Below are 13,982 nucleotides of genomic sequence, written 5' to 3'. Positions count from 1 at the left end.
ACTCTACCACCGGTTTTTACCCGGTGGGTTTTGACGATCATTTTCTGGAAAGCGCCTCGGAGAATAGCGTGGCGGCCATCCCGACTGGCCGCCATCAACAGCCCCGTTACAGCCGCGCCAGGGCCTCCCGCATCCCCGCGCTCAAAATCATTTCCAGATAGCGCGTGACCTGGTCGGCAAGGCCGGGAATGGTCGTCAGATCCTCACCCCAGTGCGCGGCATCCTGCAGGACGTCCGTGACCAGTTCATGCAGTGGGCTGCCGTTCGCCACCTGAGCCCATCTTTCGGCAAAGCGGGTTAACCAAGCTTCATCATCCTGTAGCGGATACGCCTGTCCGTCACGCTGGCCGCGATAGAAGGCGATAAGCGCTGCCAGGGCAAACGTTAGCCGCGGCGGGATCGCGCCGTGCTGGCGGATAGTCGTCAGCAACTGCGGCAGGATGCGGGTGCGGAACTTGGTCATGCCATTCAGGGCGATGGAGAGCAATTGATGGCGAATATAGGGATTTAGAAAGCGCCCGGTGACAGCGTCAGCAAATTGACGTAGCTCCCCGGCCGGTAAATCGAGTGCCGGGATAATCTCTTCATCAATCGTCTGCTGGACATAATGGCGAATGGCTTCGTCCTGCATCGCTTCGCCAACCGTATCCACCCCACACAGCCATGCTACCGGCACCAGCGCGGTATGCGCACCGTTAAGAATAGCGACTTTGCGCGCTTTATAGGGCCGGATATCCTCTACGATACGGATATTGCACGGGTAGCGATCCAGCCGCAGCGTTTCCGCCAACGCCTGCGGCCCCTGGATAACGAACAGCCAGAAGTATTCGGCAGTATCCAGGAAAGCATCATGGTAGCCCAGCTCCGCCTCCAGCTTTTCGGCCTCTTCACGGGGATAACCGGTCACAATGCGGTCAACCAGCGTAGAACAAAAGGTATTGGCCGTTTCCACCCAGTCGCTGAATGCCGCAGGCAATTGCCATTCTTTTGCATAGCGCAGCACCAACGCCTTCAGTGCCTCACCGTTATAGTCAATCAGTTCGCAAGGGATTATCGTCCAGCCCTTATCCGCTGCGCCGTTGAAATGGCGGAACCGCTCAAGCAGTAGTTGGGCCAGCTTCGCCGGGAAGCTGACCGGCGGCATATCGTCAGGCCGGTCCCCGGCATGATAGCTGATGCCCGCTTCGGTGGTGTTTGAAAACACGAATGCAATGTTCGGGTCGCGGGCCAGCGCGAGGTAACCTGCAAAATCCTGCCAGGGATTGATCTCATTATTTACGGAGCGGATAATCCGCGCCTCGCTCACCGCCTCGCCGCGTTCATTCAACCCGCGGATCACCGTGGTGTACAGCCCGTCCTGGGTATTCAACGACGGCGGAAACGCAGTGTTGATCGGGCGAACAATGGTTACGCCCGCCGCCAGATCGGTTTGCTCATTCAGCAGATCCAGCTGCCAGTCAATAAATGCCCGCAGGAAGTTACCCTCGCCGAACTGAATCGCACGGGTCGGATACTGAGGTCCTGGAAAGTTTTGTCTGTTTAACGTTTTCATGATCTTCCCTGCTAAAAATGAATGACGCCTTTGATCAGCTGACGATTGTTAATCACGTCGTTTTCGTAAATTTCCGCCAGCGATTTGAAGTCGTAACGGTGGGTCAGCATCATCCTGGCGGTCACTTTCCCTTCGGCCATCAGCCGGCCGACTTTGGCAAAATCCTCTTCCGTGGCATTACGACTGCCCATCATCGTCGTCTCTTTCTTATGAAATTCCGGGTCAGAGAACTGCAGTTCCCCCTTAAACAGACCAACAAAAATGATACTGCCGCCGTGACGGATTAAATTAACGGTGTTGTTCATCGCCTGCTGATTTCCCGTCGCGTCAATCACTTTCTGCGCCAGAGAACCGCCAAACGTTGCCGACAGCTGCCCGGTAAACAGCGGATCGGAGGGATCGAGGGTGGTCAGGCCGAGATGTTGTGCCACATGATCGCGCCGCGCCGGGCTGGTGTCCGCCACCACCACCTGCGCGCCGTCAGCTTTCGCGATCGCCGCCGCCCCGAGCCCAATCGGCCCTGCGCCGACCACCAGCACCTGATCTCCCGGCTGGATCGCTGCGCGACGCACCGCGTGGGCGCTAATGGCGAACGGCTCAATCAACGCCACGGCTTCAGGGTCGACGTCATCCACCACCAGCAGATTGTTTACCGGAACGCAGAGGTATTCGCTAAACCCGCCGTCGCGATGCACGCCGATCACGGAAATGTTCTCACAGCAGTTTGTTCGTCCGCTCAGACAGGCCGGGCACTGGCGGCAGGCGACGTAGGGAATCACAGCGACCTGTTGGCCGCTTTTCAAATTAAGAATATTTTTGCCCAGCCCAATTATCTCACCGCATATTTCATGGCCAAGAACGCGTGGATAACTAAAAAAAGGCTGATTGCCGCCCCATGCATGAATATCTGTCCCGCAAATCCCTACTGCTTTTATTTTAATAAGGACCTCATCATCCGCGGGAATGGGGATCTGGCGTTTTTCCCAGTGAAATTTTTTAGGTTCCTGACACACTAAAGTATTCATCGACGTCATCATTATTTCCTCCGTATTTGTTGGCTTAGATATCGATGAAAAACAGAAACGGAGTGAAAGTCATTACGAAATCTGTGAAACGTCGCGCACAAAACTGTTTTAAATCCGGCTTTAATGGATAAAAAAGGAAAACGTTATGAGTCGCTCACAAAACCTACGCCACAATGTCATCAACCAGGTCATCAACGATATGGCGCGCGGCTTTATCCCCTCGCCGCTCCCCTCGCAAAGCGCCCTGGCGGAGATGTATAACATCAGCCGCACCACGGTGCGCCATATCCTTTGTCACTTATGCGAGCGCGGCGTCCTGCGCCAGGTCAATCATGACTACCAGATCCGTCGCCAGCCGGAAGTTCAGGACGGCTTCGATGGTTCCAGTGCCTCGCTGGCCGAACAGAACCGTCTTTTTGAACAAGCGTTTTTCACCATGATTAACCAGCGTCAGCTACGCGCCGGGGAACGGTTCTCCGAACTGCAACTGGCGCGTGCTGCGGGCGTCAGCCCGGTCGTGGTCAGGGAATTTTTACTAAAATTCAGCCGCTACAACCTGATTGAAAGCGAAAAGCGCGGCCAGTGGAACATGAAGAAGTTTGAGCAATCCTGGGCCGAGCAGCTGTTCGAACTGCGGGAAATGCTGGAAACCCACGCACTGCAACACTTTCTTAATCTACCGGACAGCGACGCCCGCTGGCTGCAGGCCAAAACCCTGCTTGAGCGCCACCGCACCCTGCGGGACAGCATCGGCGACAGCTTTCGTATGTTTTCCCAGCTCGATCGTGATTTTCACACGCTGCTGCTTTCCGCCGCTGATAATATATTTTTTAATCAATCACTTGAGATTATCTCCGTGATCTTCCACTTCCACTATCAGTGGGATGAAAGCGACCTGAAACAGCGTAATATCATCGCCATTGATGAACATATGACTATCCTGAGCGCACTTATCTGTCGCAGCGATCTCGATGCCAACCTGGCGCTACGTAACCACCTGAACTCGGCGAAGCAATCCATGATTAACTCGATCAAGCAAAGTGAATCGCTGGCGCATTAAGTACCGATTAAAAACAGAAAATGATTAGCAACAGCACAAATCTAAAAACGTAATCCAGCGCCCTCAAAAAGGTTATTTATGCTGAAAACAAGTCGACTTAGTTAACTGTGAAATATGTGGGTGGTGTTTAAACCATTCGTTGTCACTTGGCGTTCAAACATAATAATCAGGAGTCAGGCGTGGAACCACAAAATATAACCATAGACCCGCAGACCGACTTTAAAAAGGGGAAAGCGGAGACTATTTCAGCCCCCTTAGAAAATACGCTACAACGTAGCTCTCGTATTAAAAAAATTCAAACAACGGCAATGATCCTGTTATTTCTGGCGGCGGTGATTAATTACCTCGACCGAAGTTCATTGTCCGTCGCGAACTTAACGATTCGCCAGGAATTAGGGCTCACCGCTACTGAAATCGGGGCGCTATTATCGGTTTTCTCTCTGGCCTATGGCATTGCGCAACTGCCCTGCGGGCCGCTGCTGGACCGCAAAGGTCCGCGCATCATGCTGGGGCTGGGCATGTTTTTCTGGTCGCTATTTCAGGCCGTATCCGGGATGGTTCACAGCTTTACCCAGTTCGTCCTGGTGCGCATCGGCATGGGGATCGGCGAAGCGCCAATGAACCCCTGCGGCGTCAAGGTGATCAACGACTGGTTTAATATTAAAGAGCGCGGTCGCCCAATGGGCTTCTTCAACGCCGCCTCGACGATCGGTGTCGCGGTCAGCCCACCGATCCTTGCCGCAATGATGCTGATGATGGGCTGGCGCTGGATGTTCATCACCATTGGCGTACTGGGGATCTTCATCGCGATCGGCTGGTATATGCTCTATCGCAATCGCGAGCATATTAATCTGACCGCAGAGGAACAGGCGTACCTTAACGCCGGAAGCGTCAACGTTCGCCGCGACCCACTGAGCTTTGCTGAATGGCGCAGCCTGTTTAAAAACAAAACGATGTGGGGAATGATGCTCGGCTTTAGCGGCATCAACTATACCGCCTGGCTGTATCTGGCCTGGCTGCCGGGCTATCTGCAGACGGCGTATAATCTCGATCTGAAAAGTACCGGTTTTATGGCCGCCATTCCTTTCCTGTTTGGTGCCGCCGGTATGCTGATCAATGGCTACGTCACCGACTGGCTGGTCAAAGGCGGCATGGCGCCGATCAAAAGCCGCAAGATCTGCATCATTGCCGGGATGTTCTGCTCTGCAGCGTTTACGCTGATTGTGCCGCATGCCACCACCTCAATCGTGGCGGTGCTGTTAATCGGTATGGCATTGTTCTGCATTCACTTTGCCGGAACGTCCTGCTGGGGATTGATCCACGTCGCCGTGGCGTCAAGAATGACGGCTTCCGTCGGCAGTATTCAGAATTTTGCCAGCTTTATCTGCGCTTCATTCGCACCGGTGGTAACCGGATTTATTGTCGATACCACCCATTCCTTCCAGCTGGCACTGGTTATATGCGGCTGTGTGACCGCTCTCGGCGCGCTGGCCTACATTTTCCTGGTTCGCCAGCCGATTAGTGACCCGCGTAACGACTAAATCTTAACGCCCTGCCAACCGCAGGGCATTCATCGTTGCGCTCATCTCATACTGTTGTAGTGTCAAGGCGGCATAGCCGGCCGCGGCAAACAGCGGCGTAAAAGTTTCCGGGACCGTCACCGAAGTACCCACACCCGGGAACTGGTGCGCCAGCGCCACCAGCAGCTCACGCGCCAGCCCCTGACGGCGGGCGGCGGGCTCCACCCACAAAAACTGCAGTACAGGCCGCGAGCCCACCGTCGTTAGAACCGCGAAGGCGCGCTGTTCCAGCGTCACGACCTGACATGGCAGGGTGGCGAAGGTGAGCGGATCCAGCAGCCAGGGGAGTTGACTGTTACTCTCGTCAATGGCGCGCCGTAGCAGGGCCAGGGGGGGATAAAGCTGTAACACCTTCGATGTCGCAGCCAGAGGCGCTGTGCTCAGGTAGCCGCAGAGCCCATAGCGCCGCGTAAAGCCCAGCGCCTGATATAGCGCGACGGCCGCATGGTTATCGCGGATCACCTCCAGGGATACCGTCTCGATCCCCTGCTGTTGCAGGCGCATTAGCAGCTCTTGCATCAGTTTCCGGCCCAGGCCTTTGCCGCGCCAGGCCGGGCGCAGGGCAAAGGCCGCCAGGCGGGCAGCACTCCCCCGGCGGGCGACGATCGCGATCGCCGCCGGTTCATCTCCGGCCAGCCAGACGCGGGAATCGATCAGGCTCATTCCTTCGGCGCTAAAACGCTGTACAAATCCCGCCACCGACTGAGTAACAGGCACCAGATAGGCTTCAAAACAGGCGTTGAGAATATCCGTTAACTGCACGCTGCTGAACTGCGTGGCGGGAACGGCGGTCAGCTCCATACTTTTTCTCCCGAAGGCTGCTATGCTGAGGTGATGAAAACTAACACTATAACTGCCGGTGCCGTATTACGCCTGACTCAGGAGAGCGATATCGCCCTTCTGCCCGCCATTGAGCGTTCTGCCGCCCAGGCATTTCGCCAGATCCCCTCTCTCGCCTGGCTGGCGGACAGCGAGGTGATTAGCGTTGCGCGCCATCATGATTACCTGGAAACGGAGCATAGCCTGCTGGCGGTAGCCGCCGGACAGCCGGTTGGCTTTATTCTGACCGAACCGCTGGACGATGCATTATTTATTGTCGAAGTTGCCGTCCACCAGGACTGGCAGCATCAGGGCATCGGCCGGATGCTGCTGGAGCAGGTTATCGAGGGCGCACAGCAGATGCGCTACCCGGCGGTAACCCTCACCACCTTCCGCGACGTGCCGTGGAACGCGCCATTTTATACCCGTCTGGGATTCGCCATGCTCGATGAGCTGACCCTGCCCGCCGGGCTGGCGGCAAAAAGGGAACAGGAGACCCGGCACGGCCTGCCGCCAGAGTCGCGCTGCGCCATGCGCCTGACGTTGTAGGCTCCAGCACTGATTTCAGCGGCGCAATATGGTACAAAGTACCATTCATAACTTACCCGTTGTTATCCATATGTCCTGGTCAATCGATATTATTTCCTGCATTACCGATCGCTTTGTGGAACTCACGGCGACCGAAAAACGCATCGCGCAGTTTATTCTCGATGATGTCGCGGCGGCGGCGGAGCTGCCCATCGCCGAGATAGCGCGTCTGACGCAAACCAGCCAGGCTTCGGTCACCCGTTTTGCCCGGGCGCTCGGCTGTAAAGACGTCCGCGAACTGAAGATGAAGCTTGCGCAATCTCTTGCGGTCGGCCAGCGGTTTATCCTTGATGTTCCGGATCTCGAAGGCGTACAGGGGATCTATGAGTCAATCATCAGCGTACTGGAGACCAACCGGCGGGCGCTGGATATCGAGGCGCTGAACCGCGCGGTGAGCTGGCTGAGCGACGCGCGGCAAATCCTCGCCCTTGGGATGGGCGGCGGTTCGACCATCTGCGCTCAGGAAATTCAGTATCGCCTGTTTCGCCTCGGCCTGCCGGTAGTCAGCCAGAGCGATGGTCTGCTGGTACGCATGATGAGCTCGGCAGTGACGCCGCAGGATGTGGTAATTGTGCTGTCTCTGGGCGGCTATACCCGGGAAATCATTGAGAGCGCGGCGATTGCCAGCCAGTATGGCGCGAAGGTTATTGCGATTACCCCCGCCGGAACGCCGCTGGCTCAGCAGGCGGATCTGGTGCTACCGCTGCTGGTGCGGGAAAACGACTATATCTTTAAGCCCAGCACTTCCCGTTACGCGATGCTGGCGATGGTCGATGTGCTGGCCACCGAACTGGCGATGGCCAACAAAACCCAGGCAAAAGGCAAATTACGCCGTATTAAGCTGGCGCTCGATAGCCACCGCGGCGGTGTCGATCGGCAGCCGCTGGGGGATTAACTTTTACTGGCGGAGATAAACCTCTCCGCCTGCTCGCGGGTACGTTCCCCGGCCTGTCCGGCGCGATAAAGATCGCTGCCCAGACCGGCTCCGGCGCACCCTGCCTGTATCCAGGTCGCCAGATTTTCCGGCGTCACGCCGCCGACCGCCAGCACTGGCACCTCCGGCGGCAACACCGCTTTCAGCGCGCGAATATAGTCCGGGCCAAATGCCGATGACGGAAAGATTTTCAGCCATTGCGCCCCGGCATCCAGCGCGCTAAACGCCTCGGAGGCCGTCGCGCAGCCGGCGCACACCAGCATTCCCTTATCTACCGCGCGGCGGATCACCGCCGGGGCCGTATTGGGCGTCACGATAAGCTTCGCCCCGGCTTCAGCCAGAAAATCAACCTGTTCAACCTTCAGCACCGTCCCTGCGCCAATCACCGCCCGCTCGCCAAACTGGCGCACCATCGCTGGAATACTCTGCTGCCAGTCCGGCGAATTAAGCGGAATTTCAATATAGCGAAAACCCGCATCGATTAGCGCGGCGATATGCTCCGCCGCCTCATCGGGCTGAATACCGCGTAAAATCGCCACCAGTTTAACCTTGTCCATCAATCATCCTCGCCATACCCGAAAGAAACGCCGCTTCGCCGGAACAATAAGAAACGGCCAATCCGCGCGCCGCCATCGCCTGCTGATAACGGGCGCTGAGCGAGTGCTCACCAACCAGCACCACGCGGCTGGCGCGGTAGCGTTCGCTGAAGGTCGCCACCTCCGCGCCAATCAACAGCCCCGAGAGATAATCGCTCACCGAAGTCGCCGCCAGCGCCCCTAACACCCGCGCGGCGCGAGCGCTGAATAACCCGTCCAGTATCGCCGGCTGAGTTAGCCCTTTTTCCATACCGAGGGCGAAAGCGGCGTCATCAGGTTGTTGTGCCGGCAGTTGCTGGCCGAGCAGCGAATGGTTAAGCAGCAGGTGATGCAGTTCGCCGGTCGTCGCCGTGGCGAACTGGCGCACCACGCCGTTCTGCACCTGCACCCATTTGCAGTGGGTGCCGGGCATCACGTAACACTCCGCGGGCATCCGTTGCCAGGCCCCCAGCAGCTGGGTCTCCTCGCCGCGCATCACGTCGTACTCTGCGGCCTGCGCTACTTTCAGCCCCGGCACAATCCACACTTTTTCCGCCACCTCATGTAACTGACCATTGAGCGCCTCCAGCGCCAGCGGGCAGGCCAGATAAGGCACCGGTTGCCAACCAGCATCGCTACCGATCATGCCCGCCATCACCACCGGCAGCGCGGGGTCGCCGCGCCACGGCGCCAGCTGCTGCTGAAAAACCGCTTCGGCGCGCTGCCCGTTCAGGCGCGTGATGCCGTAGGGCAGCTTCAGCTTGTCGATGCATTCACCATCGCGCATCCGCCATGCCCGCAGCTGCGTAGAGCCCCAATCGACGGCAATATACTCGTTCATGATGGCCCCTTACCCGCGTGAGGTATGACGTTTGCCAATCGGCAGCGGCGGCGGCGTTGGGCGGCTTTCACGTTCGTGGGTAATCATTTCCAGCGCCTGCTCGCGGCTCAGGCTGCTGGCCGGGGTCAGTAACGTCACCACCACCGAAGCCACCAGGCTTGTCAGTACCGCCGGAATACACGGGTTGCCCCAGAACGCCAGCCAGTCGCTATCCACCAGCACCGCAACCGATGCCCCGGCGCCGCCGGCCAGCGCAGCGACCGCGCCCTGCCAGTTAAAGCGTGTCCAGAAACGGCCAAGCATGGTGCAGATAAACATGCCGGACATAATCATCGAGATCATTTTGGTGATATAGCTGATGATGTCGTTGGAGGTCAGGGCAAACAGCAGCGCCAGCGCAATCACCAGAACCAGGAAGATCCGCGACAGACGAATCGCTTTCTCCGGCGCGGGCATATGGCCGGTCACCAGGGTGTAGAGGTCGCGCAGCATAATAGACACCGCGGCGATGGCATCAGAGCTGCCGGAAGACATATTGGCCGACATCCCGGCAATCAGGATCGCCATCGCCAGCACCGGCGGCAGCACCTGAGTGGCAAACAAGAAAGCGAAGCCGCTGTTCTCCAACTGCGAGTTCATGGTCCATACCGCCATACCGATGATCGCCGGCAGGAAGGAGAAGCCCAGATACAGCAGGCCGGTAATCGTGAAGGACTGACGTACCGAGGAGACGGTCTTCGCCGAGTAAATACGCTGGCGATAAGAAGGCGTCGCCAGCACGCCGACGCCGATCACCATCGCCAATGATAGCGCCGGCAACACGCCTAATTTATCGACCGCGAACAGGCTTTGCGCCGCCGGATCGACGGCCTGCTGAATATGGCTCCAGCCGCCAACGTGATGAACCGCCAGCACCGCCATTAAAATAAAGCCGACGAACAGCACGATCGATTGAATGGTATCGATCCACACTACCGCGGAATAGCCGCCGATACCGACATAAACCACAAACGCCAGCGCGATAATAATTTTCGCGACATTAATATCAATGCCGCTGGCCCACGCCAGATATAATCCGCCACCTAATATATGCGCCCCCAGCCAGCCGATAGAGGCAATAAAAATAAGTATCGCAACGAGGTTTTTAATAATTTTACTGCCGCCGGTGTAATACGACATTTCTTCACTCATGGTCATGAAGCGAAGTTTACGTACCGGTGCGAATAACCATGCCACCAGCAGGATCCCCACCGCGCCGCCGAGGCCGTAAAGCATCCCGGCCCAGCCGTTGCTGTAGCCAAAGCCGACGGCGCCGACGCTGGAGCCGGTCCCCACCATGGTGCCGACCGTCGAACCGAGAGTGAGGATCATCGGCAGCGAACGGCCGCCAAGTAAAAAGTCTTCGCCGGTTTTCTGTTTGCGCGAAACATACCAGCCTAAGGTAATCATCGCGCAGGCATAAACGGAAAACCAAATCATAAATGACATATTATTCATGGCTCACATCCAGACGTAATAAATAATATTCGTGCCGCTGAATATTATGAGTTAACAGGAACCATGCCTGAAAAAAGGCATAGCGAACCCAGTGGCACCGATTTATTTATTCACTCTGGTGCCGATATCACACTTTTTTGATGATCCCTCCCGGAAAGGGAGGGAATTATTTTTTTGCCGTCAGGCGTTACAGACGCGCAGCGTTAAAACAGGTCACATCCACTTCAACTTTGCAATCCACCACCAGGTCAGCCACGCAGCAAATGCGCGCTGGCGGATTATCGCCAAAGAACTCGCGAAATACCTTATTGAACGACTGGAAATAGCGCGCGTCGGTGAGGATCACTTTCACGTGTACCACGTCCGCCAGGCCGTAACCGGCTTCGCTCATGATGTCGACGCAGTTCTGGATCGCCAGCCGCGATTGTTCGACGATGCCGCCTTCTACGACTTCGCCATTTTTCATCGGCGTCTGCCCGGAGACATATAGCCAGCCGCCGGCTTCCACCGCGCGGGCAAACGGCAGATGCTGACCGCCGGTGCCGGTACCGCCTTCTACGCCATAACGTTTGATACTCATACTCAACTCCTTAGTCCATCCGACGGCGCAGGAAACGCCCTGCCCGCCCGGTAATTTTCTTATCACTGCCGTAGCTCATCACGCCGTTGACCATCACCGCCTCAATGCCGTCCGCCGGTCGTTTCGGATCGGAGAAACTGGCGACATCGCGCACCGTCTGCGGGTCAAACAGCACCAGGTCAGCGAAGTAGCCAATTTTCACCAGCCCGCGATCCGCCAACTGGAAGCGCGCCGCCGACAGCCCGGTCATCTTGTGTACCGCGGTAGTCAGCGGGAATAGCTGCTCGTCGCGGCTATAGTGGCCGAGTACCCGCGGGAAGGCGCCCCACAGGCGCGGATGCGGCATCGGATCGTTCGGCAGCCCGTCAGAGCCAATCATGGTGACCGGATAGCGCATCACCCGCCGTACGTCCTGTTCATCCATGTTGTAGTAGATAGCGCCCGCCGGCATCAGCCGCGCCGCGGCGTCGTGCAGGCTCACCTGCCACTCATCGGCGATCTGCTGCAGCGTTTTCCCCGCCTGCTCCGGCTGCGCTTCGGACCAGGTGATCACGATATCAAACTCATCGGTCACCTGTTTCATATCCAGCGTCGACGAGCTGGCGGAGTAGGGATAACAGTCGCAGGCGATATCCTGCTGCTGGCGCATCTCATCGAAAAACGCCAGCGTCTCTTTGGTACGCCCCCAGTTTTTCGCCCCGGCGCACTTGTGGTGCGAAACCACCACCGGCACGTTGCCGTGACGGCCGATACGGAAGGCTTCGTCCAGCGCCTCGAGAATCGGCTCAAACTCCGAGCGTAAATGGGTGGTATAGACCCCCTTCCCGGCGGCTAGCTCTTCCGCCAGCGCCATCACCTCTTCGGTGGTCGACTGAAAAGCGCTGGCGTAGGCCAGTCCGGTACTGAGCCCTAATGCCCCCTGGCGCAGCGCATCGCGTAGCTGTACGCGCATGCCGGCGATTTCCGTCTCGTTCGCCGGCCGAAACAGATCGTCCATATGGTTATTACGCAGCGCGGTGTGACCGATTAGCGTGCCGACGTTCAACGACGGTCGCGCCGCTTCCACCGCCTGGGCATAAGCCTCCACGGTGGGATAGATAAAGTGCTGCTGCTCGCCGAGGAGATTCATCGGGTCCGGCACTTCGCCGCGCATGGTAGCGGTCGCCGCGCTGATCCCGCAGTTGCCGACGATCACCGTCGTCACCCCCTGGCTGAGTTTCGGCAAGTACTCAGGCATACGGATAACGTTGATATCATCATGGGTATGCACATCAATAAAGCCCGGCGCCAGTACCCGCCCCTGGCCATCAATCACCTGCTCCGCCGCGACATCCAGCGCCGGGGCGATAGCCATTATTCGGTCGCCCTTCACCGCCACATCAGCACGGTATTGCGGCCCGCCGCTCCCGTCGATCACCGTGACGTTTTTGAAAAGCCAGTCAACTTTCATAGCAATTACTCCCTTTCGACATGCCGATAAGTTAACCATTTACAAGCGCAAAAAACAGTGGAAAACTACGCAAAACCCAGATCATTTTGTGATACTTTTATTCAAAACGAATAACATTTTTATATTAAAAATATATTTATCAAATAGTTATAAATGATACCAAGAGACTAACCGATTATGACCCCTGAAAGGATAGTGTTATGAAATACCATTCAGCACCGCTCATCCCGCACAAATCCGCCCTCATGTCCGCGCCGGCTAATCTGCTGGCGGAAGAGGTCTGTCTGCCCGCCGCGCTGTTAAAAAAGTCGGCACTGGAAAACAATATTTCATGGATGCAGCGCTATGCCGACGCCCGCGGCGTGTCGCTGGCGCCGCATGGTAAAACGACAATGACGCCATGGATATTTCAGGCGCAGCAGCGAGCGGGAGCGTGGGGGATCGGCGTGGGTAGCGCCTGGCAGGCCAGCGCGGCGATGGCCAGCGGCATTCAACGCGTCCTGATGGTCAATCAGCTGGTCGGCAAGGCCAATATGCAGGTGGTCGCGCAGCTAAAAGCCCACTATCGGGCGGTGGATTTTATCTGCTGCGTCGATAGCGAGGCCAATGTGCGCGCCCTCTCCGCGTTCTTTGCCGCCCAGGGGCAAACGCTGGATGTGCTGATTGAACTTGGCGTGCCGGGCGGGCGATGCGGCTGTCGTAGCGTCGATGACGCGCTGGCGCTGGCGCAGCGGGTAAGCGACCTGCCGGGGTTACGGCTACGCGGACTGGAATTGTATGAAGGGGTGCTGCACGGCGACGATCCGCAACCGCAGGTGGAAGCGTTATTACAACAGGCCGCGGCGCTTGCCTGCCGCATGGAGCCGCTGGTTGACGGCGAATTTATTCTCACCGGCGCGGGCACCGTCTGGTATGACGTGGTGTGCAACATCTGGCTGGCGGCGGCAAAACCGCGCCGCTGCCGTATCGTTATTCGCCCTGGCTGTTATATCACCCACGATCGCGGGATCTACGATCTCGCACAACAAGCGCTGATCGCCCGCGATCCGATTGCCTGCGATCTCGCCGGCGATCTCACTTCAGCGCTGGAGCTGATGGCGATGGTGCAATCGGTGCCGGAGGCGGATCGCGCGGTGGTGAATTTCGGCAAGCGCGACTGTGCGTTCGACGCTGGGCTGCCGCAGCCGATCGCCCATTATCGTAACGGCCAGCAGTTAGCGCTGCGCGCGGAGTCGATCGTCAGTATCGGCATCATGGATCAGCACTGTATGCTGCGCCTGGCGCCGGGCAGCGATGTGCAGGTCGGCGATATTCTGCTGTTCGGCACCTCGCACCCGTGTCTGACCTTTGATAAGTGGAAGACGTTGCTGCTGGTCGATGACGACTACAACGTGCTGGACGAGCTCGACACGCTGTTTTGACAGATATCCCGGGTGGCGGCGCTTCGCGCCTTACCCGGGCTACATAACCTGCAACGTTCG

Annotated in this window: 14 protein-coding genes; 6 read left to right on the top strand and 8 right to left on the bottom strand. The window is 57.6% G+C overall.

What is annotated here, in order from left to right; genetic code table 11:
• Positions 1-106: 106 nt before the first annotated feature.
• Together ACKLKD_RS15285 and ACKLKD_RS15280 are read right to left on the bottom strand one after the other, a co-directional pair.
• Positions 107-1,552 (bottom strand): tagaturonate reductase, encoded by a 1,446-nt coding sequence (locus ACKLKD_RS15285; RefSeq protein ID WP_080924983.1) that lies wholly within the window; start codon positions 1,550-1,552, stop codon positions 107-109.
• 11 nt (positions 1,553-1,563) lie between these two features.
• Positions 1,564-2,586: a zinc-binding alcohol dehydrogenase family protein gene (locus ACKLKD_RS15280; protein WP_025714022.1), complete on the bottom strand. Its 1,023-nt coding sequence runs from the start codon at positions 2,584-2,586 to the stop codon at positions 1,564-1,566.
• Between the two features lie 136 nt (positions 2,587-2,722).
• Here ACKLKD_RS15280 and ACKLKD_RS15275 point away from each other — a divergent pair, with 136 nt between their 5' ends.
• Positions 2,723-3,637: a GntR family transcriptional regulator gene (locus tag ACKLKD_RS15275; protein WP_080897764.1), complete on the top strand. Its 915-nt coding sequence runs from the start codon at positions 2,723-2,725 to the stop codon at positions 3,635-3,637.
• A gap of 179 nt (positions 3,638-3,816) precedes the next feature.
• Positions 3,817-5,178, top strand: a complete 1,362-nt coding sequence (locus ACKLKD_RS15270; RefSeq protein ID WP_080897765.1) for an MFS transporter — start codon at positions 3,817-3,819, stop codon at positions 5,176-5,178.
• A 3-nt stretch (positions 5,179-5,181) separates the two neighbouring features.
• Here the strand turns inward: ACKLKD_RS15270 and ACKLKD_RS15265 are convergent, their stop codons facing one another.
• Positions 5,182-6,018 carry a GNAT family N-acetyltransferase gene (locus tag ACKLKD_RS15265; protein ID WP_080897766.1) on the bottom strand — a complete coding sequence of 279 codons (837 nt, stop codon included), beginning with the start codon at positions 6,016-6,018 and terminating at the stop codon, positions 5,182-5,184.
• Positions 6,019-6,051: 33 nt separating this feature from the next.
• Here ACKLKD_RS15265 and ACKLKD_RS15260 point away from each other — a divergent pair, with 33 nt between their 5' ends.
• The gene (locus ACKLKD_RS15260; protein ID WP_042929904.1) at positions 6,052-6,585 is read left to right on the top strand and encodes a GNAT family N-acetyltransferase; all 534 of its coding nucleotides are present in this window, start codon (positions 6,052-6,054) and stop codon (positions 6,583-6,585) included.
• Positions 6,586-6,655: 70 nt separating this feature from the next.
• Positions 6,656-7,519 (top strand): MurR/RpiR family transcriptional regulator, encoded by an 864-nt coding sequence (locus ACKLKD_RS15255; RefSeq protein ID WP_025714505.1) that lies wholly within the window; start codon positions 6,656-6,658, stop codon positions 7,517-7,519.
• On the opposite strand, the gene ACKLKD_RS15250 is transcribed toward ACKLKD_RS15255, so the two are convergent.
• From ACKLKD_RS15250 to ACKLKD_RS15230, 5 genes are all read right to left on the bottom strand, one after another.
• Entirely contained in the window at positions 7,516-8,115 is a 600-nt protein-coding gene (locus tag ACKLKD_RS15250) for a 2-dehydro-3-deoxy-6-phosphogalactonate aldolase (RefSeq protein WP_025714506.1), read from the bottom strand. The genes ACKLKD_RS15255 and ACKLKD_RS15250 overlap by 4 nt on opposite strands.
• Positions 8,102-8,974: a 2-dehydro-3-deoxygalactonokinase gene (locus tag ACKLKD_RS15245; RefSeq protein ID WP_025714507.1), complete on the bottom strand. Its 873-nt coding sequence runs from the start codon at positions 8,972-8,974 to the stop codon at positions 8,102-8,104. The genes ACKLKD_RS15250 and ACKLKD_RS15245 overlap by 14 nt, the downstream gene beginning before the upstream one ends.
• Before the next feature lie 9 nt (positions 8,975-8,983).
• The gene (locus tag ACKLKD_RS15240; RefSeq protein WP_025714508.1) at positions 8,984-10,471 is read right to left on the bottom strand and encodes a sodium:solute symporter family protein; all 1,488 of its coding nucleotides are present in this window, start codon (positions 10,469-10,471) and stop codon (positions 8,984-8,986) included.
• A 187-nt stretch (positions 10,472-10,658) separates the two neighbouring features.
• Positions 10,659-11,051 carry a RidA family protein gene (locus ACKLKD_RS15235; RefSeq protein WP_025714509.1) on the bottom strand — a complete coding sequence of 131 codons (393 nt, stop codon included), beginning with the start codon at positions 11,049-11,051 and terminating at the stop codon, positions 10,659-10,661.
• Positions 11,052-11,061: 10 nt separating this feature from the next.
• Positions 11,062-12,501, bottom strand: a complete 1,440-nt coding sequence (locus ACKLKD_RS15230; RefSeq protein ID WP_025714510.1) for an N-acyl-D-amino-acid deacylase family protein — start codon at positions 12,499-12,501, stop codon at positions 11,062-11,064.
• Between ACKLKD_RS15230 and ACKLKD_RS15225 the strand changes: the two genes are divergently transcribed.
• Complete coding sequence (locus tag ACKLKD_RS15225; protein WP_042929906.1) at positions 12,479-12,658, top strand: hypothetical protein; 180 nt, start codon at positions 12,479-12,481, stop codon at positions 12,656-12,658. The genes ACKLKD_RS15230 and ACKLKD_RS15225 overlap by 23 nt on opposite strands.
• 43 nt (positions 12,659-12,701) lie before the next feature.
• Entirely contained in the window at positions 12,702-13,922 is a 1,221-nt protein-coding gene (locus ACKLKD_RS15220) for an amino acid deaminase (protein WP_025714511.1), read from the top strand.
• Positions 13,923-13,982: the final 60 nt, after the last annotated feature.

Origin of the sequence: Klebsiella sp. 10982, from assembly GCF_048589245.1 — a bacterium.
Classification (GTDB): Bacteria; Pseudomonadota; Gammaproteobacteria; order Enterobacterales; family Enterobacteriaceae; genus Klebsiella; species Klebsiella quasivariicola.
The sequence above is the reverse complement of the archived record's forward strand: the minus strand, read 5'-3'. Positions and strand labels throughout refer to the sequence as shown.

What these genes read in the sequence shown, in the direction of transcription:
- ACKLKD_RS15285 (WP_080924983.1), bottom strand. Translation starts at nt 1,552, where the DNA reads ATGAAAACGTTAAACAGACAAAACTTTCCAGGACCTCAGTATCCGACC.
- ACKLKD_RS15280 (WP_025714022.1), bottom strand. Translation starts at nt 2,586, where the DNA reads ATGACGTCGATGAATACTTTAGTGTGTCAGGAACCTAAAAAATTTCAC.
- ACKLKD_RS15275 (WP_080897764.1), top strand. Translation starts at nt 2,723, where the DNA reads ATGAGTCGCTCACAAAACCTACGCCACAATGTCATCAACCAGGTCATC.
- ACKLKD_RS15265 (WP_080897766.1), bottom strand. Translation starts at nt 6,018, where the DNA reads ATGGAGCTGACCGCCGTTCCCGCCACGCAGTTCAGCAGCGTGCAGTTA.
- ACKLKD_RS15260 (WP_042929904.1), top strand. Translation starts at nt 6,052, where the DNA reads ATGAAAACTAACACTATAACTGCCGGTGCCGTATTACGCCTGACTCAG.
- ACKLKD_RS15255 (WP_025714505.1), top strand. Translation starts at nt 6,656, where the DNA reads ATGTCCTGGTCAATCGATATTATTTCCTGCATTACCGATCGCTTTGTG.
- ACKLKD_RS15250 (WP_025714506.1), bottom strand. Translation starts at nt 8,115, where the DNA reads ATGGACAAGGTTAAACTGGTGGCGATTTTACGCGGTATTCAGCCCGAT.
- ACKLKD_RS15245 (WP_025714507.1), bottom strand. Translation starts at nt 8,974, where the DNA reads ATGAACGAGTATATTGCCGTCGATTGGGGCTCTACGCAGCTGCGGGCA.
- ACKLKD_RS15240 (WP_025714508.1), bottom strand. Translation starts at nt 10,471, where the DNA reads ATGAATAATATGTCATTTATGATTTGGTTTTCCGTTTATGCCTGCGCG.
- ACKLKD_RS15235 (WP_025714509.1), bottom strand. Translation starts at nt 11,051, where the DNA reads ATGAGTATCAAACGTTATGGCGTAGAAGGCGGTACCGGCACCGGCGGT.
- ACKLKD_RS15230 (WP_025714510.1), bottom strand. Translation starts at nt 12,501, where the DNA reads ATGAAAGTTGACTGGCTTTTCAAAAACGTCACGGTGATCGACGGGAGC.
- ACKLKD_RS15220 (WP_025714511.1), top strand. Translation starts at nt 12,702, where the DNA reads ATGAAATACCATTCAGCACCGCTCATCCCGCACAAATCCGCCCTCATG.